The organism is Acidovorax sp. (genome assembly GCF_046314175.1).
GTDB lineage: Bacteria > Pseudomonadota > Gammaproteobacteria > Burkholderiales > Burkholderiaceae_C > Acidovorax.
The window spans coordinates 24048-50212 of record NZ_JBKBXG010000035.1 but is presented as its reverse complement, the minus strand read 5'-3'; the positions used below and the strand labels follow the sequence as shown (position 1 = coordinate 50212).

General features: G+C 64.9%; 22 protein-coding genes. 8 read left to right on the top strand and 14 right to left on the bottom strand.

All coding sequences use genetic code 11. The features are described 5' to 3' along the window. Window positions 1-3403, bottom strand: a 3403-nt coding sequence (gene uvrA, locus ACK4OE_RS12070; protein ID WP_409885052.1) for an excinuclease ABC subunit UvrA, incomplete at its 3' end; no start/stop codon positions are given. A gap of 204 nt (window positions 3404-3607) precedes the next feature. On the opposite strand from uvrA, the gene ACK4OE_RS12065 reads away from it, so the two are divergent. Together ACK4OE_RS12065 and ACK4OE_RS12060 are read left to right on the top strand one after the other, a co-directional pair. Beyond that, window positions 3608-4723, top strand: a complete 1116-nt coding sequence (locus ACK4OE_RS12065) for an ABC transporter substrate-binding protein (RefSeq protein ID WP_409885051.1) — start codon at window positions 3608-3610, stop codon at window positions 4721-4723. Window positions 4724-4903: 180 nt separating this feature from the next. Beyond that, the gene (locus tag ACK4OE_RS12060; RefSeq protein WP_409885050.1) at window positions 4904-6019 is read left to right on the top strand and encodes an ABC transporter substrate-binding protein; all 1116 of its coding nucleotides are present in this window, start codon (window positions 4904-4906) and stop codon (window positions 6017-6019) included. A gap of 236 nt (window positions 6020-6255) precedes the next feature. Here ACK4OE_RS12060 and ACK4OE_RS12055 read toward each other — a convergent pair whose 3' ends face one another. The 6 genes from ACK4OE_RS12055 to ACK4OE_RS12030 form a co-directional block, all read right to left on the bottom strand. Beyond that, entirely contained in the window at window positions 6256-7914 is a 1659-nt protein-coding gene (locus tag ACK4OE_RS12055; protein WP_409885049.1) for an MFS transporter, read from the bottom strand. Between the two features lie 217 nt (window positions 7915-8131). After that, window positions 8132-8791 (bottom strand): 2-hydroxychromene-2-carboxylate isomerase, encoded by a 660-nt coding sequence (locus ACK4OE_RS12050; protein WP_409885048.1) that lies wholly within the window; start codon window positions 8789-8791, stop codon window positions 8132-8134. Continuing rightward, window positions 8788-9063, bottom strand: coding sequence for a DUF1289 domain-containing protein (locus tag ACK4OE_RS12045; protein WP_409885047.1), 276 nt, complete (start codon window positions 9061-9063; stop codon window positions 8788-8790). Before ACK4OE_RS12045 ends, ACK4OE_RS12050 begins: the two co-directional genes overlap by 4 nt. After that, window positions 9060-9578 (bottom strand): YbaK/EbsC family protein, encoded by a 519-nt coding sequence (locus ACK4OE_RS12040; protein WP_409885046.1) that lies wholly within the window; start codon window positions 9576-9578, stop codon window positions 9060-9062. The genes ACK4OE_RS12045 and ACK4OE_RS12040 overlap by 4 nt, the downstream gene beginning before the upstream one ends. A 25-nt stretch (window positions 9579-9603) precedes the next feature. Next, on the bottom strand, window positions 9604-10512 hold the full coding sequence (locus ACK4OE_RS12035) for a hydroxymethylglutaryl-CoA lyase (protein ID WP_409885045.1): 909 nt from the start codon (window positions 10510-10512) through the stop codon (window positions 9604-9606). Between the two features lie 101 nt (window positions 10513-10613). Continuing rightward, window positions 10614-11531 (bottom strand): LysR substrate-binding domain-containing protein, encoded by a 918-nt coding sequence (locus tag ACK4OE_RS12030; RefSeq protein WP_409885044.1) that lies wholly within the window; start codon window positions 11529-11531, stop codon window positions 10614-10616. A 110-nt stretch (window positions 11532-11641) separates the two neighbouring features. Between ACK4OE_RS12030 and ACK4OE_RS12025 the strand changes: the two genes are divergently transcribed. The 3 genes from ACK4OE_RS12025 (at window position 11642) to ACK4OE_RS12015 (ending at window position 14605) form a co-directional block, all read left to right on the top strand. Further along, window positions 11642-12640: a 3-hydroxyacyl-CoA dehydrogenase family protein gene (locus ACK4OE_RS12025; protein WP_409885043.1), complete on the top strand. Its 999-nt coding sequence runs from the start codon at window positions 11642-11644 to the stop codon at window positions 12638-12640. Continuing rightward, window positions 12637-13494 carry a 3-keto-5-aminohexanoate cleavage protein gene (locus ACK4OE_RS12020; protein ID WP_409885042.1) on the top strand — a complete coding sequence of 286 codons (858 nt, stop codon included), beginning with the start codon at window positions 12637-12639 and terminating at the stop codon, window positions 13492-13494. The genes ACK4OE_RS12025 and ACK4OE_RS12020 overlap by 4 nt, the downstream gene beginning before the upstream one ends. An 82-nt stretch (window positions 13495-13576) precedes the next feature. Next, window positions 13577-14605 carry a Bug family tripartite tricarboxylate transporter substrate binding protein gene (locus tag ACK4OE_RS12015; protein ID WP_409885041.1) on the top strand — a complete coding sequence of 343 codons (1029 nt, stop codon included), beginning with the start codon at window positions 13577-13579 and terminating at the stop codon, window positions 14603-14605. Between the two features lie 31 nt (window positions 14606-14636). Here ACK4OE_RS12015 and ACK4OE_RS12010 read toward each other — a convergent pair whose 3' ends face one another. From ACK4OE_RS12010 to ACK4OE_RS11980, 7 genes are all read right to left on the bottom strand, one after another. Beyond that, window positions 14637-15557 carry a 2-hydroxyacid dehydrogenase gene (locus tag ACK4OE_RS12010; protein WP_409885040.1) on the bottom strand — a complete coding sequence of 307 codons (921 nt, stop codon included), beginning with the start codon at window positions 15555-15557 and terminating at the stop codon, window positions 14637-14639. 63 nt (window positions 15558-15620) lie between these two features. Beyond that, a complete protein-coding gene (locus tag ACK4OE_RS12005; protein WP_409885039.1) occupies window positions 15621-17636 on the bottom strand; it encodes an acetyl/propionyl/methylcrotonyl-CoA carboxylase subunit alpha in 2016 nt (671 codons plus the stop codon). After that, window positions 17637-18356, bottom strand: a complete 720-nt coding sequence (locus ACK4OE_RS12000; protein ID WP_409885038.1) for a DUF4126 domain-containing protein — start codon at window positions 18354-18356, stop codon at window positions 17637-17639. Between the two features lie 156 nt (window positions 18357-18512). Further along, complete coding sequence (locus ACK4OE_RS11995) at window positions 18513-19292, bottom strand: enoyl-CoA hydratase/isomerase family protein (RefSeq protein ID WP_409885037.1); 780 nt, start codon at window positions 19290-19292, stop codon at window positions 18513-18515. Next, entirely contained in the window at window positions 19289-19798 is a 510-nt protein-coding gene (locus tag ACK4OE_RS11990) for a DinB family protein (protein ID WP_409885036.1), read from the bottom strand. Before ACK4OE_RS11990 ends, ACK4OE_RS11995 begins: the two co-directional genes overlap by 4 nt. Window positions 19799-19815: 17 nt before the next feature. Continuing rightward, window positions 19816-21423 (bottom strand): carboxyl transferase domain-containing protein, encoded by a 1608-nt coding sequence (locus ACK4OE_RS11985; RefSeq protein WP_409885035.1) that lies wholly within the window; start codon window positions 21421-21423, stop codon window positions 19816-19818. A 19-nt stretch (window positions 21424-21442) separates the two neighbouring features. Continuing rightward, window positions 21443-23173, bottom strand: a complete 1731-nt coding sequence (locus ACK4OE_RS11980) for an AMP-binding protein (RefSeq protein ID WP_409885034.1) — start codon at window positions 23171-23173, stop codon at window positions 21443-21445. 213 nt (window positions 23174-23386) lie between these two features. Here ACK4OE_RS11980 and ACK4OE_RS11975 point away from each other — a divergent pair, with 213 nt between their 5' ends. From ACK4OE_RS11975 to ACK4OE_RS11965, 3 genes are all read left to right on the top strand, one after another. Continuing rightward, window positions 23387-24400 carry an AraC family transcriptional regulator gene (locus ACK4OE_RS11975; protein WP_409885053.1) on the top strand — a complete coding sequence of 338 codons (1014 nt, stop codon included), beginning with the start codon at window positions 23387-23389 and terminating at the stop codon, window positions 24398-24400. A 161-nt stretch (window positions 24401-24561) separates the two neighbouring features. Next, window positions 24562-25392 (top strand): HTH domain-containing protein, encoded by an 831-nt coding sequence (locus ACK4OE_RS11970; RefSeq protein ID WP_409885033.1) that lies wholly within the window; start codon window positions 24562-24564, stop codon window positions 25390-25392. 72 nt (window positions 25393-25464) lie between these two features. Beyond that, the gene (locus ACK4OE_RS11965) at window positions 25465-26139 is read left to right on the top strand and encodes a glutathione S-transferase family protein (protein WP_409885032.1); all 675 of its coding nucleotides are present in this window, start codon (window positions 25465-25467) and stop codon (window positions 26137-26139) included. Window positions 26140-26165: the final 26 nt, after the last annotated feature.

The window sequence follows — 26165 nt, the reverse complement described above, 5'->3', positions numbered from 1 at the left end:
CGTCTTTGGTGCAGTGCTGGGTGCCCAGCTTGACGTACAGCAGGCGCAGAAAGTGCCACACCTCGGTGGTGGTGCCCACGGTGGACTTGCGCCCGCCGCGCGACAGGCGCTGCTCGATGGCCACGGTGGGCGGGATGCCGTAGACCGCGTCCACCTCGGGCCGCCCGGCGGGCTGCACGATGGAACGCGCATAGGCGTTCAGCGATTCGAGGTAACGCCGCTGGCCCTCGTTGAACAGGATGTCGAACGCCAGCGTGGACTTGCCCGAGCCGCTCACGCCCGTCACCACGTTGAACTTGCCACGCGGAATGTCCACGCTCAGGTTCTTGAGGTTGTGCTCCTTGGCGTTGACAATTTCAATGGCATTTTTGGCCGCTGGCGCTTTATCCATCAGCGCGAGGCGCTCTGATTTTCGTAGCACCGCAGCTTTTTCGTGCACCGAGTGGCCGCCCACGCCCAGCGCCAGTTCGTAGTCGCGCAGTGCCTGCCCGGTGTGCGAGGTGGCATGCGCCCGCACGTCTTCAGGCGTGCCCTCGGCCACGATGAGGCCGCCTGCATCGCCGCCTTCGGGGCCCAGGTCGATGAGCCAGTCGCTGGCGCGGATCACATCGAGGTTGTGCTCGATGACGATGAGTGAATGCCCCGCATCGATGAGCTTGCGCAGCGCGCGCATGAGCTTGGCAATGTCGTCAAAGTGCAGGCCGGTGGTGGGCTCGTCAAACAAAAACAGCGTGCCTTTGCGGGCGACGGATTGGCGCGATTTGGATGCGCTGCGCGCCGCCTCGGCCAGGAAGCCTGCGAGTTTCAAACGCTGTGCCTCGCCACCGCTGAGCGTGGGCACGGGCTGGCCCAGTGCCACGTATTCGAGCCCCACGTCCACGATGGGCTGCAGCGCGCGGATCACGTCGCGGTCGTTCGCAAACAGGTCGGCTGCTTCGGCCACGGTGAGGGCCAGCACATCAGCCACGTTCAGCGCACGCCCTCCCCGCTCGATGGTGATCTCCAGTATCTCGGGCCGGTAACGCTTACCGTCGCAGTCCGGGCAGCGCAGGTACACGTCGCTCAAGAACTGCATCTCCACATGCTCAAAGCCCGAGCCCCCGCAGGTGGGGCAGCGCCCATCGCCGCTGTTGAAGCTGAACTTGGCGGCGGTGTAGCTGCGCTGTTTGGACAGCGGCGCCACCGCAAACAGCTCGCGGATGCTATCCCACGCACCCACGTAGCTCACGGGGTTGGAGCGGGCGGTCTTGCCAATGGGCGACTGGTCCACAAACACCACATCCGACAGATGGTCCGCACCCAGCATGCGGTCGTGCGCGCCGGGGGTATCCGTGGCCTTGCCAAAGTGGCGCAGCAGCGCGGGGGCCAACACGTCCTGGATCAGGCTGGACTTGCCCGAGCCGCTCACACCCGTGACGGTGACGAGGCGCTGCAGTGGGAACTCGACCGACACGTTCTGCAGATTGTGCTCGCGCGCGCCTTCCAGGATGAGGCGCGGCGTAGATTCGGTCACCATGCGCTTGAAGCCAAAACCCACCTGCTTGCGCCCGCCCAGGTAGGCGCCGGTGAGCGTGTCGGCGTTGCGCAAATCGGCCGTGGTGCCGTCGAACACGATCTGCCCGCCCAGGCGGCCTGGGCCGGGGCCCATGTCGATCATGCGGTCGGCCGCCAGCATCACGGCGGGGTCGTGCTCCACCACCACCAGAGTGTTGCCCGCATCGCGCAGGCGCAGCATGGCCTCGGTGATGCGGTGCATGTCGCGCGGGTGCAGGCCGATGCTGGGCTCGTCCAGCACAAACAGCGTGTTGACCAAGCTGGTGCCCAGTGCGGTAGTGAGGTTGATGCGCTGCACCTCGCCGCCGCTGAGCGTGCGGCTTTGCCGGTCGAGCGTGAGGTAGCCAATGCCCACGTCGCACAGGTACTTGAGACGCGTGGTGATTTCTTCGTGCAACAGTTTCAACGCTTGGGCATCGCCGCCCTTGGCGTCGTCACCCACCGGCAACTGCATGCGCGCGAAGAACTGGCGCAAACGGTCGATGGGCAGCAGCATCAGGTCGTGTAGGCACAGGCCAGGTAGCGCTTCGAGTTGCTCGCGCGACCACTGCACCCCCTCAGGCATGAAGCGTTTGCCGGGCTCCAGCACCGCGTCGGCATCTTCCTTGCGGCCAATGCGCCAGAGCAGGCTTTCGGTCTTGAGGCGCGCACCGGCACAGGTGGGGCACGGCGTGTAGCTGCGGTACTTGGACAAGAGCACGCGGATGTGCATCTTGTAGGCCTTGCTTTCCAGGTATTCAAAAAAGCGCTTGATGCCGTACCACTGCTTGCTCCACTGGCCGTCCTTGTAGCCGGGCGCGCCGCCGATGACCCACTTCTTCTGGTCGTCAGTCAGCTTGTACCAGGGCGTGTCGCGCGGGATGCCGGCCGTCTCGGCGTGGCGCATGAGGTCGTCCTGAGCCTCTTTCCACGCGGGGGTCTGGATGGTCTTGATGGCGCCTGCGCGCAGCGTGAGCTTGTCGTTGGGGATGACGAGGCCGTAATCCACGCCGATCACGCGGCCAAAACCCCGGCAGCTGTCGCACGCGCCTACGGCGGAGTTGAACGAGAAGGCCGAAGGAATGGGGTCGCTGTAGCGCAGGTCGCTGTCGGGGCAGTGCAGGCCGGTGGAGAAGCGCCAGAGTTCTGGTTCGCCCTCCTCCACGAGCCGATAAACGTTCAAACGACCCGTGCCACGTTTCAGCGCAACTTCAATCGCCTCGATGACGCGCACTTTTTCTGCATTGCCCAGGCGGAAACGGTCGGCCACCACGTCGAGCACCTTGCGCGGGCCGGTGGGCGTGCTCACTTCGCGCTCGGCTTGCACCTTGGTGAAACCGCTGGCGGACAGCCATTGCTCGACCTGTTCTGCCGACGTATTGGCGGGGAGTTCGACCGGGAAGGTCAACACGATGCGCGGATCACTGGCTGCAGCGCAACGTGCGGCCAGCTCGGCATAGATGGTTTCGGGCGTGTCGTGTCGTACGGACTGCGCGGTTTGCTTGTCAAACAACTGACCCGCGCGTGCAAACAGCAGCTTCAGGTGGTCGTTCAGCTCCGTCATCGTGCCCACGGTGGAGCGGCTGGAGCGCACGGGGTTGGTCTGGTCGATGGCAATGGCCGGGGGCACGCCTTCGACCTTGTCCACGGCGGGCTTGTCCATGCGGTCGAGGAATTGGCGCGCGTAGGCGCTGAAGGTTTCAACGTAACGGCGCTGGCCCTCTGCATACAGCGTGTCGAACACCAGGCTGGATTTGCCCGAGCCGCTGGGGCCGGTAACGACCGTCAGCTCGCCGGTGCGGATGTCCAGATCCAGGTTCTTGAGGTTGTGCTGGCGTGCGCCGCGGATACGGATCAGTCCCTGGGTCATGGAAGCAGTCTTTTGGGGGTGAGGCGGAACATTCTAGGGATGCACTGGCCCCTCTGCCCCGGGGCTGGCGAGTACCCTTGAACCGCGCTGCGGTGCTTTTGATGCAACACAAATTTGTCACCAATAGGTCCAACCTCGGAAGAAACCCTTTGAACGCTGGCGACACATCGATTTAGACTGCCCTCTTTATAAGAGGAGACAGCCATGAAGCAATGGCAAGCACTGTGGGCCAGCGCTGCCCTGGCACTGTCGGTGTGCGGCACCGGCCATGCGCAGATCCAGATTGGCCAGACAGCGGGCTTCTCCGGCCAGGTGGCGGCAGGCGTGAAGGAGACGACCGATGGCGCACTGCTGTACATCGAATCCATCAATGCCAAGGGCGGCGTCAACGGCCAGAAGATCGAGCTGACCTCGCTCGATGACAAATTCGACCCCAAGCTCGCCGCCGAGAACGCGAAAAAGCTGATCGAGGAAAACAACGTGTCCGCGATGTTCCTCACGCGTGGCACGCCCCACACGGAAGCCATCATCCCCTTGCTGGAAAAACACGGCGTGGCGCTGGTGGGCCCCTCCACCGGGGCCATGGTGCTGCACCAGCCGGTGCGCAAATACATCTTCAACGTGCGCGCCACCTACCAGCGCGAAGCCGAGAAGGCCATGACCCACCTGGCCTCCATGGGCATCACCCGGATTGCATTGGTGTATGCAGATGACAGCTTTGGCGCCGATGGCGTGGCGGGCGCGCAAAAGGGTCTGGCTGCGGCCAAGCTCACCCCGGTGGTTCTGGAAAAGTTTGACCGCGCAAAGCCCGACTTTGCCCCCATCGTCGCCAAAATTGCCAAGGCAGACACCCAGGCGGTGCTGATGGTGGCGTCAGGGTCGGCCGTGGTGGACGCAGGCACCGCACTGCGCGCAGCGGGCTCGGCGGCGCAGATCGTGACGCTGTCCAACAACGCGTCGGGCGGGTTCATCAAAAGCCTGGGCGCCAACGCACGCGGCGTGATCGTGACGCAGGTGTACCCCAATGAGCGGGCGGTGACCTACGCCCTGGTGAAAGAAGCGCAAGAGCTGGCCAAGGCCAAGGGCCTGACCGAAATCACCCCTGCCATGCTGGAAGGTTATGCCGCCGCCAAGGTGCTGGTGGAAGGCCTCAAGCGTGCAGGCCCCAAGCCCAGCCGCGAAAAGATCCATGCGGCGCTGGAAAGCATCAAAAAGTTTGACCTGGGCGGGCTGGAAGTGACCTACGGCCCGGACGACCATACTGGACTGGACTTTGCCGACCTGTCCATCATTGGCACCGACGGCCGGTTCCGCCGTTGAAGGCCGGATGCACTGCAGCGCGGCAGTCCGGTCACTATTGAGAGCGCATAGCACCTAAAGCTGACACGAAGCTTTATCTCCCGCTCACAGGTCTGGGTTTGTCCGGTCCTACGTGTTTCTACGGGTTGTTCGTCACAATTTGTTTCTACATTGATGCAAATCTACGGACAAGGCACACGCATGAAATTCACGCATTGGTTGAGCGCGGGCGTCGCTCTGGCTATTTTTAGTACCGGGCTTGCGCAGGCCCAGGTGCTGATCGGGCAGACCGTGGGCATCACCGGGTCGGCGGCTGCTACGGTGGCAGAGTCCATGCGGGGGGCGGCGCTATACATCGACAGCGTCAATGCCAAGGGCGGCGTGGGCGGGCAAAAGGTGGAAGTGATTTCGCTGGACGACAAGTTCGACCCCAAGCTGACCCTGGAAAACACACGTACGCTGATCGAGCAAAAAGGCGTGATCGGCATGTTCATGACGCGCGGCACGCCCCACACCCAGGGCATTGTGCCGGTGCTGGAGCAGCATGGTGTGGCCCTGGTCGGGCCCTCCACCGGCGCGGTGGTGCTGCATGAGCCGGTCAGCAAATACATCTTCAACGTGCGCGCCACCTACCAGCGCGAGGTGGAAAAGGCGATCACCCACCTCAACACCCTGGGCATTAAGCGCATTGGTGTGGTGCATGTGGACGACACCTTTGGCGCCGACGGCCTGGCCGGTGCGCAGATCGGCTTCAAGTCCAACAACATCGAGGCGTTGTTCATCGAGAAGTTTGACCGCACCAAACCCGACTACTCGGCCATTGCGCCGCGGGTGTCGCAAAAGCAGCCGCAGGCCGTGATCTTCATTGGCACCGGCGCGGCAGTGGTGGACGGCGTCAAGGCATTGCGCGCTGCAGGCGTCACCGGACAAATCGTGACGCTGTCCAACAACGCATCGGGCGGGTTTGTGAAGGCGCTGGGCGACAGCGCACGCGGCGTGGTGGTGACGCAGGTGTTTCCGTCAGAGCGTTCGCTGAACTACGCGGTCATCAAGGAAGCCATGGACCTGGCCAAAGCCAAGGGCGTGGGCGACTTGACCCCAGCGATGGTGGAAGGTTTTGTCAGCGCCAAGGTACTGGTGGAAGGCATCAAACGCGCCGGCCCCAAACCTGACCGCGCGCGCCTGCATGCCGCGCTGGAGGGCATCAAGAAGTTCGACCTGGGCGGACTGGAGGTGTCGTACAGCCCCACGGACCACACGGGGCTGGACTTTTCGGACCTGTCGATCATTGGCAGTGACGGGCGGTTTAGGAGGTAACCCCCCTGAGCGGCTTCGCCGCTTCCCCCTCAGGGGGACGCCTCCAGCGGCCCGGCAAAGCCGGTTCCGCGGTGGCGCTGGTATTGGGCGCGCCGGTATCGGTCATTTGCGGGCATGTCAGTGCAGGGGCAGACAAAGCGACAACCCCTTTGTCAAGTTGGCACGTTGAATCTGAAGTACAGGTTTCAGGCTGAGTGTCTCGAAGCCTCGCGTGGCTCTCACACAATGCCCACCCGTCAATCATTGGCGTAGATATCCACGTCCTTCGTCTCGCGCAGCAGCAGCCCGCCCACCACCGCCGTGGCGCCCGCGACGAGCACTGGGTACCACAGGCCGCTGTACATGTTGCCCGTCTGCGTGACGATGGCAAAGGACAGGATGGGCAGCAGGCCGCCAAACCAGCCATTGCCGATGTGGTACGGCAGGCTGAGCGAGGTGTAGCGGATGCGCGTGGGAAACATCTCCACCAGCATCGCGGCAAGGGGGCCGTACACCATGGCCACCAGCACCATCAGGTAGCTCAGCAGGGCAACCACCAGCAGGGTGTTGATGCGCGCAGGGTCTGCCTGCGTGGGGTAGCCTGCGTCCGCCAGGGCGTGGCCCACTGCCTGGCGAAATGCGGTGGCGTTGCGGCGGACCTCATCGACTGGGACATCGTGAGCGATGGGACTGGCGATTTCGGTGGCGCCAATGCGCACCAGCGCCTGGCCGGGTGTACCGGCAGGGTCGGTGTCGTAGCTCACCGACTGGGCCGCCAGCATCTGCCTGGCCATGTCGCAAGCACTGGCGACCCGTGCCGTGCCCGTGGGGTTGAACTGGAACGAGCAGTCTGTGGGGTTGACCACCAGCACCACAAGGTTGCGCGCCTGCGCGTCAGCCAGTGCGGGGTTAGCCGCCCACGCCAGGGCTTGAAACACCGGAAAGTACGTGGCCGCTGCCAGCACGCATCCCAGCATGATGATGGGCTTGCGCCCCACCCTGTCTGACAGCGTCCCAAACACAATGAACAGCGGCGTACCGATGAGCAGCGCAGCGGCCACCATCAGCTGCGCCGTGGTGGCGTCTACCTTGAGCTGCTGCGTGAGAAAAAACAGCGCGTAGAACTGCCCCGTGTACCAAACCACGGCCTGCCCCGCCGTCAGCCCCACCAGGGCCAGCAGCACCACGCGCAGGTTCTTCCAGCGCCCGAATGACTCGGACACCGGCGCCAGCGATGTGCGCCCCTGCGCCTTCATGCGTGCAAACGCGGGCGATTCGTTCAGCGACAGCCGTATCCACACCGACACCACCAGCAGCACGATGGACACCAGAAACGGAACGCGCCAGCCCCAGTCGGCAAACTCGTCTTCGCCCAGCACCGTGCGCGTGCCCAGGATGACCACCAGCGACATGAGGAGCCCCAGCGTTGCCGTTGTCTGGATCCACGCCGTGTAGGCGCCCCTTTGACCGTGCGGCGCATGCTCGGCCACGTAGATGGCGGCGCCCCCGTATTCGCCCCCCATGGCCAGGCCCTGCAGCAGCCGCAGGCCGATGAGGATGACCGGGGCCGCCACGCCAATGCTGCCGTAAGCGGGAAGAATGCCCACGATGAACGTGGACAGGCCCATGATGAGGATGGTGACCAGAAAGGTGTATTTGCGCCCGATCATGTCGCCCAGCCGCCCAAACACCAGGGCACCGAACGGCCGCACGACGAAACCCGCAGCAAACGCCAGCAAGGCAAAGATGAACGCAGCACTGGCGTCCAGCGGACTGAAAAACTGGCGCGCAATGATGGCCGCCAGCGAGCCATACAGATAGAAGTCGTACCACTCGAACACCGTGCCAAGCGACGACGCGAACACGACTTTTCTTTCCTCCCGCGTCATGGCGCGGGCGGCGGCGGCGTCGGCCATGGCGGTTTGTCTCCAAAAGGGGCTGCTTGACTTGTTGTTGTTTTGCGCAAGGCCGCGGGATTGGCCCGCGTGCAAACTCAACGCCCGCCCATTCTTGAAGCTCTGACTGACCCCGTTCTGACAGCCGCCCTGCACGGGGGCACTGGCGCCACAGGCTATGGCGCGCTACAGGTCAAACCGCTGGGCCTTAGCGTCCAGCCGCGCGGCCTGGGCGTCGTCAGCCCGCCTTGGGCGCCAGACCCGAGGGCACCCGGGGCGCGCTGTCCCAGTCACCACTGGCAAACCAGGCGTCGCCCTCCAGATACGCCCGCAGCATTGGCAGGCCATCCAGCCCCCAAAACAGCTTGTCGTCGACCGCAAACGCTGGCACGCCAAACACGCCGGCCGCCTGCGCCGCCTGGGTGTTGGCGCGCAGCAGCGCCTTGGGCGCTTCACCGGTGGGGTCTTGCCCGGCGCTGCGCACCTGCTCGCTCAATTCGGCCGCCAGCGCGTTCAGCCGTTCGGGGTCCAACGCATCGTGCCCGCCTTGCCACACATGGCGCAGCACCGTGCCCGCCACAAAGCGGTTGATGTGGCCATCGTCACTGCAGGCCAGCGCCTGGCGCAGCAGGGGCAGCGGGTTGAACGGGTGGCGCGCGGGCATCTGCAGCGGCGTGCCCTGCGCGTGGCCCAGCCAGGTGACGTGGCGATAGGTCCAGTCGCGCTTGGGCGCGATGCCCGCCGGGCCGGGGTTGCCATGCTGCTGCAGCAGCGCTCCCAGCAGCACGGGCTGGTAGGTCACGCTGTAGCTCAGGCCCTCCAGCGCCTCGGGCAGGCGTTCAAACGCCAGCCAGGCGTAGGGCGAGATGAAGTCCAGATAAAACGTGATGCGTTTCATGGCCCTGCCCTTTCGACTGTGTCCGCTGGCAACACGATGCCCGCCCGGTCCAGCAACTGCAGCCAGATGCCGCGCCGCAGGTGTGCGTCGGCGCGCGACCAGATGCGGATCTCGTCGAGGGTGCGAAAACAGCCCTCGCAATGGCTGCGGTCGGCCGACATGCGGCACACCGAGATGCAGGGCGAAGGCACGGCCTCGGTGTTTTCAGCATCAAAATGACCGCTAGCGCTTATCTGTAAAGCGCGAGCAGCTAGCAAATCAGCAGCATTCATGTTGCAGACTCGGGTGTGACCACCTGCACCACGTCCACCACGGGGGCACCCGTCAGCCGCTGAAGGTCGCTGGGGTGCAGCGCAAACACGCCGTGCGGATGCCCCGCCGCCGCCCACACCACGTCAAAGCGCAGCAGGTCCTGATCGATGAGCGTGACAGGCGGCGTGGCATGCGCCACGGGCGATACGCCGCCGATGGAAAAGCCGGTGCGGCTTTTCACAAAATCGGCATCGGCCCGGCCGATCTTGCCGCCCACATGGGCCTCGACCTTTTTCTCGTCCACCCGCCGGTCACCCGAGGTGACCACCAGCACGGCCACGTCGTCGCTCTTGCGGCGAAAGATGATGCTCTTGGCGATCTGTCCCACGGCAATGCCCAGCGCATCGGCCGCCTGCTGCGCGGTGCGCGCGGCGTCGTCCAGCATCTGCGGGCGGTGGGGGTGGCCCAGAGATTCGAGCGCCGCAGCCACGCGCTGCACGCCTTCGGGCAGGTTTTTCAGTTCAGCTCCACACACGGTTTCTTTCTCCTGCGCCGGGGGGTCAGCCCGCGCGTTTGGTGAGCAGCGCATTCGCTGCCCGGGAATTGGGTTTGCGGCCGAGAAAATCACTGATGTACGCGCCCGCATCGATGAGCTTATCAAGGTCGATGCCCGTGTCGATGCCCATGCCCTGCAGCATGTAGACCACATCTTCCGTCGCCACATTGCCCGTCGCACCCTTGGCATAGGGGCAGCCGCCCAGCCCGGCCACGGACGACTGATAGTTCCATACGCCCAGCTCCAGCGCTGCCAGCGTGTTGGACAGCGCCTGCCCGTACGTGTCGTGAAAGTGGCCCGATACATCGTCGATGCCAAAGTGCTGCAACGTCGCCTCCAGCGCCTTCTGCACCTTGCGTGGCGTGCCCACGCCAATAGTGTCGGCCACGTCCACGCGCTGCACGCCAATGCCTTTGAGCAGACCTGCGAGGTACGCCACGCGCTCAGGCGCAATCTCACCCTCGTACGGACAGCCCACGGTGCAGCTCATGGCACCGCGCACGCGGATGCCTGCGGCCAAAGCGGCGTCGACCACCGGCGCAAACCGCTCGATGCTTTCGGCAATGCTGCAGTTGATGTTCTTCTGGCTAAAGGCCTCGCTGGCGGAGCCAAACACCACGATCTCATCGGGCTTGTCGAGCACCGCCGCCTCAAAACCTTTGAGGTTGGGAGTCAACACCGAATACGCCACGCCCGCCTGGCGCGCCACGCCTTCCATGACCTCGTGGTTGTCGGCCATCTGTGGCACCCACTTTGGAGACACGTAGCTGGTGACCTCGATCTCTTTCAGGCCCGCCTGCTGCAAGCGGTGCACCAGCTCGATCTTGACGGCAGCAGGCACCGGGGTCTTTTCGTTTTGCAGGCCATCGCGGGGGCCAACGTCGATGAGGTGAACGCGGGAGGGAATGCTCATGGGGGCTACCAGATGAAGAGGTCAGGGAAGTTTTCCATTGTCCTGCGAGTACTGAGCCAGGGCCACCTCATATCGTGCCAGACCACTCTCCGGACGCGCCATCAGCTGCCCACAGTGCCCGAGCTTTGTACTTCCTGCCGCAGCAGGGCCACCATCTCCTGTGCCGCCAGCGACAGGGGTCGCCCGCGCAGTGTGATGAGCCCGATGGGCCGGTGCAGCACAGGCGCCTTGAGAGGGCGCGTGACCACCTCGTGCCTGCGCACGACCTGTGCGGCCAGCTCGGGCAACGCACTCACGCCCAGCCCCGCCGCCACCATGGCTGCGATGGTGGCCAGGTGTTCCACCTCGTAGCGCGGTGCAAAACGGATGCGGTGGGTCAGCAAGGCCTCTTCCGCATACTGCCGCACGCTGGTGCCTGCAGGCATGGAGATGTGCGGCAGCTCGGCCACATCCGCCCAGGCGATTGCACTGCGCGCCCGGGCCAACAGGTGCGTGCGCCCCATCAACAGCACAAACCGGTCGGACACCAGCGGGGTGTAGTCCAGGTCGGCATAGGCGGGGTTGGCGGCCGTGAGGGCAAAGTCCACACGCCCGGCCCGCACCATGTCAAATGCCGGGCCAGCCAGGCTGTCAAACAGCTCCAGCTGCACGCCCGGGTGCTTTGCCGCAAACCGAGAAAACGCGCGCGGCACGGCCCCGGCCGCCAGCGACGGCAGCGCCGCCAGCGCAACGCGGCCCACCTGCAGCTGCGCCACCTCCTGCACGCGGCGCACGGTCTCCTCCATCTGGTGGCGCAAAAAGCGGGCTTGCTCGGCAAACACCTCACCCGCCAGCGTGAGCTGCACGGTGCGCGTGGTGCGCTCAAACAGGCGCACGTCCAGCATCTCTTCCAGCCGCGCCACCGTGCCCGATACCGCCGACTGCGACAGGTGCATCTGCAGGGCCGTGCGCCGAAAACTCAGCGTCTCGGCCAGCGAAAGGAATACGTCTACCTCGCGGGCAGACCAATTGATCTTCATAACCGATCAGTCTATCGAAAAAGACGTCTGGACCGCGCAATGCGGGCCACCTAGACTGAATTCAACGCAAGCACACCGCTTGAGCAGATTGAGAGCAACAAGGAGACACGATGGAGAACAGTTCGCCGCGCAACGCACGCACCGTGGTGGTGGGCGGAGGCACCATGGGGGCCGATGTGGCTGTGGTGCTGGCCCGGGGCGGCGCGCAGGTCACGGTAGTGGACCCCCACGCCGCACGACGCGACCACCTGTTGCCCCACATTGCGCAAGAGCTGGCCGCCGCTGGTCAGGCCACCCACGCCGGCGCGGTGCAGGTCTGCGCCAACCTGCAAGACGTGGACTGGCGCGGCGTGGTGCTGGTGGTCGAATGCATCACCGAGCAACTGGCCGCCAAGCAAAAGCTGTTTGCCGAGCTGGAGGCCGTGGCGCCCCCCCATGCCGTGCTGGCCAGCAACAGCTCAGGCTTTCCTATCAGCGCCATCGCCCAGGGGCTTGCTACGGCGCAGCGCATGCTGGGCCTGCACTTCTTCATGCCCGCGCACCTGGTGCCGCTGGTCGAGGTCGTGCTGGGCGAGCGCAGCGACCCGGCGCTGGGCGCCTGGCTGCACGCCTTCATGCGCGGCTGCGGCAGCGTGCCGGTGCTGGTCAAGAAGGACAAGCCGGGCTTTCTGGCCAACCGCATGCAGCATGCGCTCTCGCGCGAGGCGTTTGCGCTCATCGACGAAGGCATTGCCTCGCCCGAAGACGTGGACGCCGCCGTGCGTTTTGGCTTCGGCTTCCGCTTTCTGGCGGCCGGGCCGGTGCTGCAGCGAGACCATGCGGGCATCGAGGTGCACACCGCCGCCGCCGCCACCATGTACCCCACGCTCTCGAACACCGACATCCCCGCCCAAGCCCTTCGCGACAAGGTGGCCCAGGGCCAACTCGGCATGAAGACCGGCAAGGGCTTTTTCGACTGGCCCGAAGACCGCAAGCAGGCCGAACGCGCGCGCTATGACACGCTGCTGCGCCAGGGCCTGGCTTTGCTTGCCAGCGAGTTACCCATCATCGAGCCCCCCACCGACACGTCACCGACGGACACCCCATCGACCACCGGAGCCCGCGCATGAGTGCATCGCCCGCATCACCCACCATTGCCAGCCAGTGGGCCGACCCGCTGATCGTTACCGTGGCACCCAACGGCGCCTACAAACAGCCCGCCGACCACCCGGCCGTGCCCATCACGCCCGCCACGCTGGCCACAACGGCCAAGGCCTGCCTGGACGCGGGAGCCGCGATGCTGCACATGCACATCCGCGATGCGCAGGGCCGCCACAGCCTGGATGTGGAGGGCTACCGCGAGGCCCAGCGCGTGGTGCGCCAGGCTGTCGGCGATGCCATGGTCATCCAGATTACCAGCGAGGCCGCAGGCGTCTACCAGGCCCCGGCGCAGATCGCCATGGTGGAGGCGCTGCAGCCCGAGGCCGTGTCCATCGGCATGCGCGAAATCGACAAGCCCGAGATCGGCGAAGCGGGTCTGCAGCGCTTCTTCACCGACCTGGCGCAGCGCCGCACCATGGTGCAGGTCATCTTGTACGACGTGCCCGACCTGCGCCGCTGGCAGGCGCTGCGAGCCAGTGGCGTGGTGCCCGATGCACCGTGGTTCCTGCTGTTTGTGCTGGGCCGCTACAGCGCGGGGCAGACCTCCAGCCCGCGCGATTTGCTGCCCTTCCTGGCTGCCCACGAAGGCCCGGAGCCCTGGGCCGTGTGCGCCTTTGGTGCTGCAGAAAACACCTGTATCACTGCCGCTACGCTGTTTGGCGGCCATGCACGCGTCGGCTTTGAAAACAACCTGCTGTGCAAGGACGGCAGCGTGGCCCCCGACAACGCCGCGCTGGTGCGCCAGGCCGTCGAAGCCGCCGCCGCGCTGGGCCGCCCGCTCGCCACCGCAGCCGATATCCGGCAGCGTTTTGGCGCAGGCTGAGCTGCCCCGCCCGACAGCGCGCCCCATCCATTGACATCAACCCGCAGCAGACGGGCCTTATCCATCCCCACAGGAGACAGACATGCAACACCGCCCAATTTCCTCGCGCATGCCGCGCGCCACCCGTCGCACCGTGCTGCATGCAGCCCTTGCCGTCGCCCTGACCCTAGGCCTGGCGGGCCAGGCCGCCGCACAGTCGGCCGCCACCGCCTTCCCCAGCAAGACCATCCGCTTTGTGGTGCCCTACCCACCCGGTGGCCCTACCGACCTGATGGCCCGCATGCTGCAGCCCGAGCTGCAAAGCCGCCTGGGTGTGACCGTGGTGGTGGACAACAAGGGTGGCGCGGGTGGCAACACCGGCAGCGCCGAGGTGGCCAAGCAGGCACCGGCCGATGGCCACACCCTGCTGCTGGCCGCCAGCGGCCCGATGGCGGTCAACCCCTCGCTGTACGCCAGCATGCCGTTCAACCCGCAGTCCGATCTGGCACCGGTGATCCAGCTGTCGGCGTTCCCGCTGGTGCTTGAAATCCATCCCTCGCTGGGCGTCAAGACACTGGCCGAGTTTCTGGCCATGGCCAAGGCCGGCAAGCCGGTGCTGAGCTACGCGTCTGCCGGTAACGGCACGCCGCAGCACCTGGCGGGCGAACTGTTCAACACCACGGCAGGCGTGAAGATGGGGCACATTCCCTATCGGGGCGCAGGCCCCGCGCTCAACGACCTGATAGGCGGGCAAGTGAACGTGATGTTCGACATCGTCGGCAGCTCCTTGCCCCACATCCAGGCGGGCAAACTCATCCCGCTGGCCGTCACATCGAGCGAGCGCGCCAAGGTGCTGCCCAACGTACCCACCATGGCCGAGGCCGGTATTGCGGGATACCAGATCACGGGCTGGCACGGCATTGCAGTGCGCGCAGGAACACCGCAAGCCACCATCGACAAGCTCAACGCCACGGTCAACGCCATCTTCAAGGAGCCCGCGTTCCGCGCCAAATGGGAAGCCATTGGCACGCCCGTGGTAGGTGGCACGGCGGCAGACTTTGGCGCTCTGATCAAGGCCGACGCGCAGCGCCTGGGCAAGCTGGTGCGCGATGCCGGCGTGACGGTGGATTGACGGCACACCGCCACGGCGAGGCTGCTTCGGCTCAGTAGCCGCGCGTGGGGTTCACCACGCCCGCCACGGCCTCGCCCCGCTGCAGCGCCGCCATCTTGCGCGCGATCTGGGCAATGCTCTCTTCGCGCAAAGTGCGCGCCGAGGTGTGGGGTGTGATGGTGATGCGCGGGTAGTTCCAGAACGCATGGCCTGCGGGCAAGGGCTCGGTGCGAAACACATCCAGTGTGGCTCCGGCCACATGGCCGCTGTCGAGGGCTACCAGCAGGTCCTCGTCCACCAGGTGCGCGCCCCGCGCGACGTTGATCACATAGGCACCGGGCTGCAGACGGCCCAGCGTGTCTTTGTTGATCACGTTGGTCGTATCGGGCGTGAGTGGCAGCAGGTTGACCAGCACACGGCTGGCGGCCAGAAAGTCGTTGAACTGCTCTGCGCCCGTGAAGGCGCGCACGCCATCGATGGCCTTGGGGCTGCGGCTCCAGCCGTTGATGGGAAAGTCAAACTGCGCCAGTGCCTTGGCCACCCGCTCGCCTAGAACGCCCAGACCCATCACGCCGATGGGGTAATCGCTGCGCATACGCGGCTTGCGGTAGCCCCAGCGACCAGCGGCCGTATCGGCCTCATAGCCGTCGAACTCGCGAAAGTGTCGGATGACCGCATGGCTCACGTACTCGGCCATCTGCACCGCCATGCCCGCATCATCCAGACGCACCACCAGCGTGTTCGGCGGCAGGCGCAGCTTGAGCAGTGCGTCCACCCCCGCGCCAATGTTGAACAGTGCCTTGAGGCCCTGTTGTTCGTCCATGAACTGCTGGGGCGGCGCCCAGACCACGGCGTAGTCGGCCTGCGGCGCGCCGGGCTGCCACACGGAAATATCAGCGCCAGGAAAAGCGGCGGAGAACCCTTGGAGCCAAGGCTCGGCCTTGGTGTCGGTACAGCAAAAGGTGATTTTCATGGCGCCCAAGGGTAGCCGCATTGGACACCTCGCGCTGTCACCTGCAAGGCGCCCCGGAGCCCATCAGGCCTTTTCGACCGCCGCCAGCTTGAGAAGCTCCGCCCCCTCGGTCACCTGATCGCCAGGCGCGTACAGCAGCTCGGCCACCACGCCATCGACCGGAGCGGCAATGGTGTGCTCCATCTTCATGGCTTCCATCACCGCCAGCGGCTGACCCTTGGTCACTGCGTCGCCCGCCTTCACGGCAAACGACACCACCTTGCCGGGCATGGGGGCTGTCAGGCGCCCGCCTTCGGCCACTGCCTCACCCGCATGGGCCAGCAGGTCGATGGCGGTGATCTGTGTAGCGCCCAGCGGGGTGAATATGTGGTCCACCTCGCCCTGGGCGTACACGGCAGCGCGCGTGCGCTGGCCTGCAAACTGCAACTCGATGCCCTGCGCCACAGCGTTGAACACCAGGGGCCCCGTCACCTGCGCATCACCCTCGCCCACCGCCAGGCGCAGGCTGCCGCCACGCTCGTAGGTCAGCCAGGCCTTGGCATGTTCGCCACCAAACTCAAACTCAAAACGGCGCTGCACCACACCATGGGTGTGGAAGCCATCGCGGCGGCTGAACGGGTCCACGCCTTCGCTGGCGCGTTCGTTCAGCAGGGTCTGCGCCACGGCAGCTGCGGCAGCCAGAGGCAGGCCCACACTTTCCTGGTGGAACAACACGGCCTGCTCGCGCGGGATGAGGGCCGTGTCGAGGGTGGCCTTGGCACACGACTCGGAGCGCGCCACGCGGCGCAGAAACTGCACATTGGTCGCCAGGCCCACGATGTGGGTCTGCGCCAGCGCCTCGTCCAAACGTGCCAGCGCCTGCTCGCGCGTATCGCCGTGCACGATGAGCTTGGCCACCATGGAGTCGTAAAACGGGCTGATCGCATCGCCCTGGCGCACGCCGGAATCAACACGCACTGCGCCCCGTTCGAACGTCACGCATTCGGGTAACGCGTAGACGTTGAGCGAGCCCGTGGCGGGCAGGAAGTTGTTGTCGGGGTTCTCGGCACAGATGCGCGCCTCGATGGCGTGGCCTGTGATTCGCAGCTCGTCCTGCTGCAGCGGCAGCGGCTCGCCAGATGCAACGCGCAGTTGCCACTCCACCAGGTCCTGCCCGGTGATGGCTTCGGTCACAGGGTGCTCCACCTGCAGGCGGGTGTTCATCTCCATGAAGAAGAAGTTCATGGAGCCATCGGCACGCTGCTCAACGATGAATTCCACCGTACCCGCGCCTACGTAGTTCACTGCACGCGCGGCTGCTACGGCGGCATTTCCCATCTGGGCACGCATCTCCGGCGTCATGCCCGGGGCGGGCGCTTCTTCTAGCACCTTCTGGTGGCGGCGCTGCACCGAGCAGTCGCGCTCGAACAGGTACACATAGTTGCCCAGCGTGTCGCCAAACACCTGGATCTCGATGTGGCGCGGGCGCTGGACATATTTTTCGATAAGCACCGCATCGTCGCCAAAGCTGTTGATGGCCTCGCGCTTGCAGGAGTCGAGCGCGGCGGCAAAGTCCTCGGCCTTGTCCACCGCGCGCATGCCCTTGCCGCCGCCACCCGCGCTGGCCTTGATGAGCACGGGGTAGCCAATGCGGTCGGCCTCGCGCTGCAGCAGGGCCGGGTCCTGGTCGCTGCCGTGGTAGCCGGGCACCAGCGGCACACCGGCTTTTTCCATGAGCTGCTTGGACTCGGCCTTGAGCCCCATGTCCTTGATGGCCGAAGGCGGCGGGCCGATGAAAACGAGCCCGGCGTCGGCACAGGCCTGCGCGAATTCTTCGTTCTCGCTCAAGAAACCGTAGCCAGGGTGGATGGCCTGCGCGCCCGTGGCCTTGGCGGCGTCGATGATGCGCTCCCAGCGCAGGTAGCTCTCCTTGGGCGCACTGCCGCCGATGTGCACAGCCTCGTCGCACACCGCAACATGTTTGGCGCTGGCGTCGGCATCCGAGTAAACAGCGACGGTTTTGACGCCCAGGCGCTTGGCAGTTGCGGCGACTCGGCACGCAATCTCACCCCGGTTTGCAATCAGAATTTTTGTAAACATTTAAGCCACTCCAGGGGAGCCAGAAAAGAAACGAGAAAGGCGCCGCACCACGGCGCGCAGAAACTTGAACAACACCACCAGCAGCAGCACCGACACGATCACCATCACGACCAGCGCAATGCCGAACGCCACCGGGTGCTGCGTGGCCAGCCAGACCACAGCCACCACCAGGCCATCCTCAAAGAACGAGAGGCCCCAGTTGGAAAAAGGCTCGGGCGAGGTGTTGACCGCAGCGCGGGTGGTCATCTTGGTCGCCATCGACGTAGCAGAGAGCGAGCCGCCCAGCAGCCCCGCCACCACAGCCATCGTGGCGTTGTCGGCCCCAAAAACGCCATACGCCAACGCGGCGCCTGCAGGCACGCGGATGAAGGCGTGCACGGCGTCCCAGGCGCTGTCCACCCAGGGCACCTTGTCGGCAAAAAACTCCACCAGCAGCATGAAGCCGCTGACCATCAGCACCACCGGGTGCTGCAGCATGGCCAGGCCGGGTGGCAGGGGCATCCAGCCCAGCACCCCCATCATGCCGACGAGGAACACCACGGCATACAGCCGAAAGCCGCTGGCCCAGCCCAGTGCTGCGGCCAGCGCCAGCAGGCTGGGCATGTCGAGCTGCGCGGTGGCGGCGGCCGCCGCGTCGCCCACAGCGCGCGCCGTGCCGCCATCCACATGCAGCCCCAGCGTGTGGAGCCACTGCACGATGTTGAACCAGAGGGTGTCCATGTCAGTTCTCCGCCGCGCTTGGCACTACGTCGTGCCAGAGAGACCGCCACGGCTCCATGCCAGGGATGCCGAGCAAGGGCCGCCCCGCAGTGAGGGCATCGTCCCCCTCCCGCGCAGCGAGAGAGGGGGAAGGCGCGCAGCGACTCAGGGGGTGTTTCATAGCCAGTTGGGTTTGCGCTTGTTGAGGAAGGACTGCACGCCCTCTTTGCCTTCGTCGCTCGCGCGAATGTCGGCAATGCCCTCGACGGTGGCTGCAATCAGGCCAGTGTTGATCTCTCGTTCGGCCACATCGATGACCAGCTTCTTGCAGGCGCGCACGGCGTTCGGGCTGGCACTGGTCAGGGCCTTGAGAAGTTCATCAACCTTGGCGTCGAGCTGATCGACCGCCACCACCTCATGCACAAAGCCGATGCGCAGCGCCTCGGCGGCACCAAAGCGCTCGGCCGTGAGGAAATAGCGGTGCGCGGCCCGCGCGCCCATGGCGCGGATCACATAGGGGCTGATGGTGGCGGGGATGAGGCCGAGCTTCACCTCGCTGAGGCAAAAGCCCGCCGTGTCCACCGCCACCGCCATATCGCACGCGGCCACCAGGCCCATGCCGCCAGCGTACACATCGCCCTGCACGCGGGCTATTGTTGGTTTGGGGCATTCGTAGATCACGCGCAGCATCTCGGCCAGTTTGGCGGCGTCCAGCAGGTTCTCGTCCCGCGTGTAGTCGGCCATACGGCGCATCCAGTTCAGGTTGGCACCGGCGCAGAAGGCCGGGCCTTCCGCGGCCAGCACCACGGCGCGCACATCGGGGCGCCCGCCCACATCAATAAAGGCGGCGGTGATCTCGGCAATGACCTCATCGCTGAAGGCGTTGCGGATCTCGGGCTGCGTGAGCGTGATGCGCGCCACGGCGCCGGATTGGGTGATGGACAGGTTCTGGCTCATGGCTTGGACGGGTTTTGCAAGAAGTAAACAAGATCCAGCTCGGGGCAGGGCTGGCCCAGCGCAGTCAGCGCAGCCGTGATCTGACCCCGGTGGTGCGTGCCGTGGTTGAACACATGGGCCAGCGTGGCGGCAAAAGGCAGTGATGCCGCCGTGCCGCGCATGGTGGTGTAGTCGAGCGTTCCGTTCCAGCGGCCAGGAGCGAACGAAGCGATCAGCGGTGCCCAGCGGACCGCGCCCTCGCGCAGCCGGGCATCCAGCCGCGCGCGGTCGGGCTCTAGTTCGGCGTCCAGCGCCACCTTGGGGGAGATGCCTTCAGCAAACCGCACAAACCACAGATGGTGTTCGCCCACCAGCAGGTGGTTGAGCGTGCCGTGGATACTGTGGAAGAACAAACCCACATCGCGCCGATAGGCCTCTTCCGGCAGCGCCCGCAGGGCATCGAGCAGGCGCGCCGTGGCCCACACATTGTAGAGCGCAAGCTGGGTGAAGTGGGCAACGGCGTCCATGGCAGCTTCTGCTCAGGTCACATGCGGAACAGGCCGAACTTGGTGTCTTCAATCGGCGCATTGCGCGTGGCAGCCAGGCCCAGCGCCAGCACGCGGCGGGTGTCGGCGGGGTCGATCACGCCGTCGTCCCACAGGCGCGCAGTGGCGTAGTAGGGGTGGCCCTGGTCTTCGTACTGGCGGCGGATGGGGGCCTTGAAGGCTTCTTCTTCTTCCATGCTCCACTGGCCACCCTTGGCTTCAATACCGTCGCGCTTGACGGTGGCCAGCACGCCCGCAGCCTGGTCGCCACCCATCACGCTGATGCGCGCGTTGGGCCACATCCACAAAAAGCGGGGGCTGTACGCGCGGCCACACATGCCGTAGTTTCCCGCGCCAAAGCTGCCGCCGATGATGATGGTGAACTTGGGCACGCTGGCGGTGGCCACGGCCGTGACCATCTTGGCGCCGTTGCGCGCGATGCCCTCGTTCTCGTACTTGCGGCCAACCATGAAGCCGGTGATGTTCTGCAGAAACACCAGCGGGATCTTGCGCTGGCAGCACAGCTCGATGAAGTGCGCGCCCTTCAAGGCCGACTCGCTGAACAAAATACCGTTGTTGGCGATGATGCCGACCATCATCCCTTCGATGCGTGCAAAGCCTGTGACCAGTGTGGTGCCGTAGCGGGCCTTGAACTCGTCGAACTCGCTGCCATCGACGATGCGGGCAATGATCTCGCGCACGTCAAAGGGCTTGCGCGTGTCCACGGGTATCACGCCATAAAGCTCTTCCGCTACGAATTTAGGAGCTACTGGCGCTTGATCAGCAAGCGCTAGAGCCTTGTTTTTATTCAAATTGCGCACGGCGTTGCGCGCCAACTGCAGCGCATGCATGTCGTTTTGCGCCAGGTGGTCGGCCACGCCTGACAGGCGCGTGTGCACGTCGCCACCGCCCAGGTCCTCGGCCGTGACGACCTCGCCCGTGGCGGCTTTGACCAGCGGCGGGCCGCCCAGAAAGATGGTGCCCTGGTTCTTGACGATGATCGATTCATCGCTCATCGCCGGCACGTAGGCACCGCCCGCCGTGCAACTGCCCATGACCACGGCGATCTGCGAGATGCCCATCGCGCTCATGTTGGCCTGGTTGAAGAAGATACGGCCGAAGTGGTCGCGGTCAGGAAAGACTTCGTCTTGATTTGGCAGGTTGGCGCCACCCGAGTCCACCAGGTAGATGCAGGTCAGGTGGTTCTGCTGCGCCACTTCCTGCGCGCGCAGGTGCTTTTTGACGGTGAGGGGGTAGTAGGTGCCGCCCTTCACCGTGGCGTCATTGCACACGATCATGCAGTCCACGCCGCTCACGCGACCGATGCCAGCAATCAGCCCTGAGCTCGGCGCATCGTTGTTGTACATGTTGAGCGCGGCCAGGGGCGCCAATTCCAGGAACGGCGTGCCCGGGTCGAGCAGCATCTGCACACGTTCGCGCGGCAGCAGCTTGCCACGGGCCACGTGCTTGGCGCGGGCCGCCTCGCCGCCGCCCTGGGCGACCTTGTCGAGCTGGGCGCGCAGGTCGTCCACCAGCGTGCGCATGGCGGCTGCATTGGCCAGAAAATCCGCCGAGCGGGCGTTGAGTTGGGTGTCGAGAATGGTCATGCTGTATTGCTTCTTTGTTTCACGCCGTTTGGGATTCGACCAAGCCGAGCTGGTCCTTCATCTCGTCGCGGATCTTGAACTTCTGGATCTTGCCCGTCACCGTCATGGGAAAGCTGGTGACAAAGCGGATGTAGCGCGGCACCTTGTAGTGCGCGATCTGGCCCTTGCAGAAGGCGCGGATGTCGTCTTCCGTGGGCTGGGTGCCGGGCTTGGCGATGATCCAGGCGCAGAGTTCTTCGCCGTACTTTGCATCGGGCACACCCACCACCTGCACGTCCTGCACCTGCGGGTGGCGGTACAAGAATTCTTCAATCTCGCGCGGGTAGATGTTCTCGCCGCCGCGGATCACCATGTCCTTGATGCGGCCGACGATGTTCACGTAGCCCTCGGCGTCCATGGTGGCCAGGTCGCCGGTGTGCATCCAGCCATCGGCATCAATAGCTTCGCGGGTCTTGGCGTCGTCACCCCAATAGCCGTGCATCACCGAATAACCCTTGGTGCAGAACTCGCCGCGCTGGCCGATGGGCACCACCGCGCCGGTGTCGGGGTCCACGATCTTGATTTCGAGGTGCGGCTGCACTTGGCCCACGGTGGAGACGCGCTTGGTAAGCGGCGTGTCGGTGCTGCTCTGGCAGCTCACGGGGCTGGTCTCGGTCATGCCGTAGGCGATGGTGATCTCGCGCAGGTTCATTTGCTCCACCACGCGCTTCATGACCTCGGTGGGGCACGGCGATCCGGCCATGATGCCGGTGCGCAGCGTGGACAAATCGAACTCGGCAAACCGTGGGTGGTCCAGCTCGGCGATGAACATGGTGGGCACGCCGTGCAGTCCGGTGCAGCGTTCGTCCTGCACCGTCTGCAGCACCGTGAGCGGGTCAAAGCCGTCGTTGGGGTACACGATGGTGGCGCCGTGCGTCAGGCACGCCAGGTTGCCCAGCACCATGCCAAAGCAGTGGTACAGCGGCACGGGGATGCACAGGCGGTCTGCGGGCGTGAGCTTCATGCATTCGCCGATGAAGAAGCCGTTGTTCAGGATGTTGCGGTGTGTGAGCGTGGCGCCTTTGGGGAAGCCCGTGGTGCCGCTGGTGAACTGGATGTTGATGGGGTCGGTGGCCTGGAGTGTGGCGGCCACCTTCGCCAGGCGCGGGTCAGCGGCGTTGCCGCGTGCGATCAGGTCGGAAAAGCGCAGCAGGCCCGGCTCGTCCGCACCTTGGCCCGCTTCGTCGATCCACACCACCGTGTTCAGGTGCGGCAGCTTGACCGCGCCCAGTTGCCCCGGCTGCTGGTGCTGCCACTCGGGTGCCAGTTCGCGCAGCATGCCCAGGTAATCGCTGGTCTTGAAGCGCGGCATGGTCACCAGCAGCTTGCAGCCCACCTTGCTCAGAGCGTATTCGACCTCTGACGTGCGGTAGGCCGGGTTGATGTTGACCAGCACCAGGCCCACCTGCGCGGTGGCCAGCTGCATGAGCACCCACTCGGCGTTGTTGTGCGACCAGATGCCGACGCGGTCGCCCGGGTTCAGCCCCAGGCCCAGCAGCGCGCTGGCCAGGCGGTGCGCCTCGGTCTGCAGCTGGGCGTAGGTGTAGCGGCGGCCCTGGTGCACGCTGACCAGCGCCTCACGCTCAGGCTGGCGGGCCACCATGTCGGCAAAGAAGGCGCCGATGGTCTGCTCGATCAGCGGCACATCGGTGGCGCCGCGCGCGTAGCTGTTCACCAAGGGGGCGGGATTGGCAGCGGCTGCAACCGTCATTGGTTTTGTCTCCTGGGTCACTGTGCCCCGCCCGCCCTGCGCAGGGCCGGGGGCGATCCGCAAGCATAAAAGCCTGCACCCCCGTCGGGTTGCCACAAAGGTTGCAAATCGTGCCACGACTGCGGCACACTCCGCAGGGTGAAATCCCTAGAACCCACTGCCGAGCCGCTCCAGCACGCGCTCTCTGCGACACAAGCCGCTGCAGCCACACCCATGGCGTTTGTGCGGGCCATTGCATTGGCTTACGAACACCGCGCCATGCGCCCCGACCGCGCCTTGGCTCAGGCACAGATTGCGCCTGAGCTGCTGCAAGACGCGCAGGCCCGCATCACCGCCTGGCAAATGGAGCAGGTTTCTGACGCCGCCATGCAAGAGCTGGACGACGAGGCGCTGGGCTGGTTCACCCGCCGCCTGCCTTGGGGCAGTTACGGCATGCTGGCGCGCGCCTCCATCAGCTCGCCCACGCTGCAGGTGGCGCTGGCACGCTGGTGCCGCCACCATGGGCTGCTGACCGACGACATTGCGCTGCGGCTGAGCACCGAAGGCGACACCGCCACGCTGTCCATCACCGAAGCACGCGACCTGGGGCCGCTGCGCGAGTTCTGCCTGGTGTCCATGCTGCGCAACGCGCTGGGCTTGTCGTGCTGGCTGGTGGATTCGCGCATTCCGCTGGTGTCGGCGCAGTTTGCCTTTGCAGCGCCTGAGCATGCCGAGGCCTATGGCGTGCTGTTCCGCGCGCCGATAACCTTCAGCACGGAGCAAACCGCCATCTCCTTCGACGCGCGCTACCTCGCCCTGCCCCTGCGCCGCGACGAAGCAGCCCTGCGCCAGATGCTGCAGCACGCCTTGCCGTTGACCGTGCTGCAGTACCGGCGCGACCGCCTGCTGGTGCAGCGCGTACGGCAACTGCTGGGCGCGCCGCAGGGAGTGCACGGCTCGCATGCCACCACCGCCCTGCCCCAGCACAGCGCTGACACCCTGGCCCACCTGCTGCATGTGTCGCCCCGCACGCTGCACCGCCAACTCAAGGAAGAAGGCGCCACCCTTCAGGGCCTGAAAGACGAAGTGCGCCGTACCCGCGCGGTGGACCTGCTGCACCGCACCGACCGCCCCATCAAACAGGTAGCCGAGGCAGCGGGATTTGTGAATGAGAAGAGTTTTATCCGGGCGTTTCGGGGGTGGACGGGGCAATCGCCGGCGGAGTTTCGGAGGGTGGTGAGGGTGTAAATAGCGCGATGGAGCGGAGCACCGAGTCCGTAGACGTTTCAAGTTCAGCTCGAGTAACGATACTGATCCGCACCAAGCAAAGTCCACTGTCATACTCCGGACGCGGCAGCCGCAACACCAACGCACTGACTAAATTAAAGTCGATCTCAGGAGCACTATCTATGGCCATGTCATGGCGTGAAGCAATTGAACGAGTCCTTGCGGAAGAGGCGCGTGCGCTTCACTACTCAGAGATTTCTGAGCTGATTCTTTCAAAGGGGTACTACAAAACCGAAGGCGCTACACCAGACGCAACCGTCAATGCTCAGATCACTAGCTCCATAAAACATGACGGCGAAAAGTCACCTTTCTTAAAGGTGAGTCGAGGCACGTTCGCGCTAAGAGGTACGACACCGCAGCTCCAAACAATTGGCAAGCCGACAGTTACCCTCCCTCCGCCGACGCCGTCAGTTCTAAAAGAGGCCCAGACCGCAACAGTTCAAGAAGATTCAGACGAGTCAGTCATCCGCTGCCTCGGGATGTACTGGCAACGAGATCTGGTCGTATGGAAGAACGACCCAAAAGTATTTGGAAAACAGCAGGCATCGTCCAAGCCCGTGGACTTCGGCGCACAGCGAGGCATATACATCCTCTATGACCACCATACCGTTGTGTATGTTGGGCGTTCTGTGGACCGTCCAATGGGTAAACGGCTTTTTGAGCACACCATCGACAGACTGGGTAGTCGCTGGAATCGCTTCTCTTGGTTCGGCCTACTGGATGTAACGGATGACGGAAAGCTGGAAGAGATTCCGATCAAGGTAACACTTCCCTCGTTAATCGCGACGCTTGAAGCATTGCTAATCGAGGCGCTTGAACCACCACAAAATCGAAAAAGAGGTGATGATTTTTCGGTTATGGAATACATCCAAGATGTTGACCCTGAGATCAAGGAGCGGGAGCTACAGAACACACTACGGGCAATCGAACAAAAGCTACGCGGGCAAAGCTGAAGCTAACGCAATCAAGCCATCCTCACACACCTTCCCGTGCGGCCAGTCAGCCCTTAGATAGCGGCGCCCCTCATGCTCCACCTCCACCACTGCGTCAGCGCCCGTTCCTTCCGCCCCCTGTGGATGCTCGAAGAGCTGCAACTGCCCTACCAGCTCCACATGCTGCCCTTCCCCCCGCGCGCCAAGGCCCGGTGGTTTCTGGACGAGAACCCGCTGGGCACGGTGCCCCTGCTGGTGCAGGGCGACACGCGCATGACCGAATCGGCGGCCATGTGCCAGTACCTCGCCGCAGCGCACCCCGACGCCGGGCTGGACGTGCGCCCACCCGACCCGGCGTTTGGCGCTTACCTGAACTGGCTGCACATGGGCGAGGCCACGCTGACGTTTCCGCAAACGCTGGTTCTGCGCTATGGCCGCTTTGAGCCCGCCGAACGCAAGCAGCCCCAGGTGGTGGAGGACTACAGCCGCTGGTTTCTGGCGCGGTTACGGGCGGTGGAAACGGCCATGACCCAAAGCCGCAGCGACTATTTGTGCGCAGGCCGGTTCACCGCCGCTGATGTGTCGGTCGGCTATGCGCTGCTGCTGGCGGAGCACCTGGGCCTGTCGCCGCAGTTTGGCGGGGCCACGCTGATGTACTGGCACCGGCTGCAACAGCGCCCGGGCTACCAGCGCGCGATGGCGGCACAGATCGCAGCGGCCAAAGAGCAGGACGTGCCCACCACCCCTGCGCCCGACACCCGCCCCTGAGCAGCCTCATATCTCAAATAACCCAA

Bases quoted from the DNA above. Each gene is read 5' to 3' on its own strand.
- ACK4OE_RS12060 (WP_409885050.1), top strand. From the start codon at position 4,904: ATGAAATTCACGCATTGGTTGAGCGCGGGCGTCGCTCTGGCTATTTTT.
- ACK4OE_RS12050 (WP_409885048.1), bottom strand. From the start codon at position 8,791: ATGAAACGCATCACGTTTTATCTGGACTTCATCTCGCCCTACGCCTGG.
- ACK4OE_RS12065 (WP_409885051.1), top strand. From the start codon at position 3,608: ATGAAGCAATGGCAAGCACTGTGGGCCAGCGCTGCCCTGGCACTGTCG.
- ACK4OE_RS12010 (WP_409885040.1), bottom strand. From the start codon at position 15,557: ATGAAAATCACCTTTTGCTGTACCGACACCAAGGCCGAGCCTTGGCTC.
- ACK4OE_RS12055 (WP_409885049.1), bottom strand. From the start codon at position 7,914: ATGGCCGACGCCGCCGCCGCCCGCGCCATGACGCGGGAGGAAAGAAAA.
- ACK4OE_RS11975 (WP_409885053.1), top strand. From the start codon at position 23,387: ATGGCGTTTGTGCGGGCCATTGCATTGGCTTACGAACACCGCGCCATG.
- ACK4OE_RS12005 (WP_409885039.1), bottom strand. From the start codon at position 17,636: ATGTTTACAAAAATTCTGATTGCAAACCGGGGTGAGATTGCGTGCCGA.
- ACK4OE_RS12000 (WP_409885038.1), bottom strand. From the start codon at position 18,356: ATGGACACCCTCTGGTTCAACATCGTGCAGTGGCTCCACACGCTGGGG.
- ACK4OE_RS11970 (WP_409885033.1), top strand. From the start codon at position 24,562: ATGGCCATGTCATGGCGTGAAGCAATTGAACGAGTCCTTGCGGAAGAG.
- ACK4OE_RS11990 (WP_409885036.1), bottom strand. From the start codon at position 19,798: ATGGACGCCGTTGCCCACTTCACCCAGCTTGCGCTCTACAATGTGTGG.
- ACK4OE_RS11995 (WP_409885037.1), bottom strand. From the start codon at position 19,292: ATGAGCCAGAACCTGTCCATCACCCAATCCGGCGCCGTGGCGCGCATC.
- ACK4OE_RS12030 (WP_409885044.1), bottom strand. From the start codon at position 11,531: ATGAAGATCAATTGGTCTGCCCGCGAGGTAGACGTATTCCTTTCGCTG.
- ACK4OE_RS11980 (WP_409885034.1), bottom strand. From the start codon at position 23,173: ATGACGGTTGCAGCCGCTGCCAATCCCGCCCCCTTGGTGAACAGCTAC.
- ACK4OE_RS12025 (WP_409885043.1), top strand. From the start codon at position 11,642: ATGGAGAACAGTTCGCCGCGCAACGCACGCACCGTGGTGGTGGGCGGA.
- ACK4OE_RS11985 (WP_409885035.1), bottom strand. From the start codon at position 21,423: ATGACCATTCTCGACACCCAACTCAACGCCCGCTCGGCGGATTTTCTG.
- ACK4OE_RS12035 (WP_409885045.1), bottom strand. From the start codon at position 10,512: ATGAGCATTCCCTCCCGCGTTCACCTCATCGACGTTGGCCCCCGCGAT.
- ACK4OE_RS11965 (WP_409885032.1), top strand. From the start codon at position 25,465: ATGCTCCACCTCCACCACTGCGTCAGCGCCCGTTCCTTCCGCCCCCTG.
- ACK4OE_RS12045 (WP_409885047.1), bottom strand. From the start codon at position 9,063: ATGAATGCTGCTGATTTGCTAGCTGCTCGCGCTTTACAGATAAGCGCT.
- ACK4OE_RS12020 (WP_409885042.1), top strand. From the start codon at position 12,637: ATGAGTGCATCGCCCGCATCACCCACCATTGCCAGCCAGTGGGCCGAC.
- ACK4OE_RS12015 (WP_409885041.1), top strand. From the start codon at position 13,577: ATGCAACACCGCCCAATTTCCTCGCGCATGCCGCGCGCCACCCGTCGC.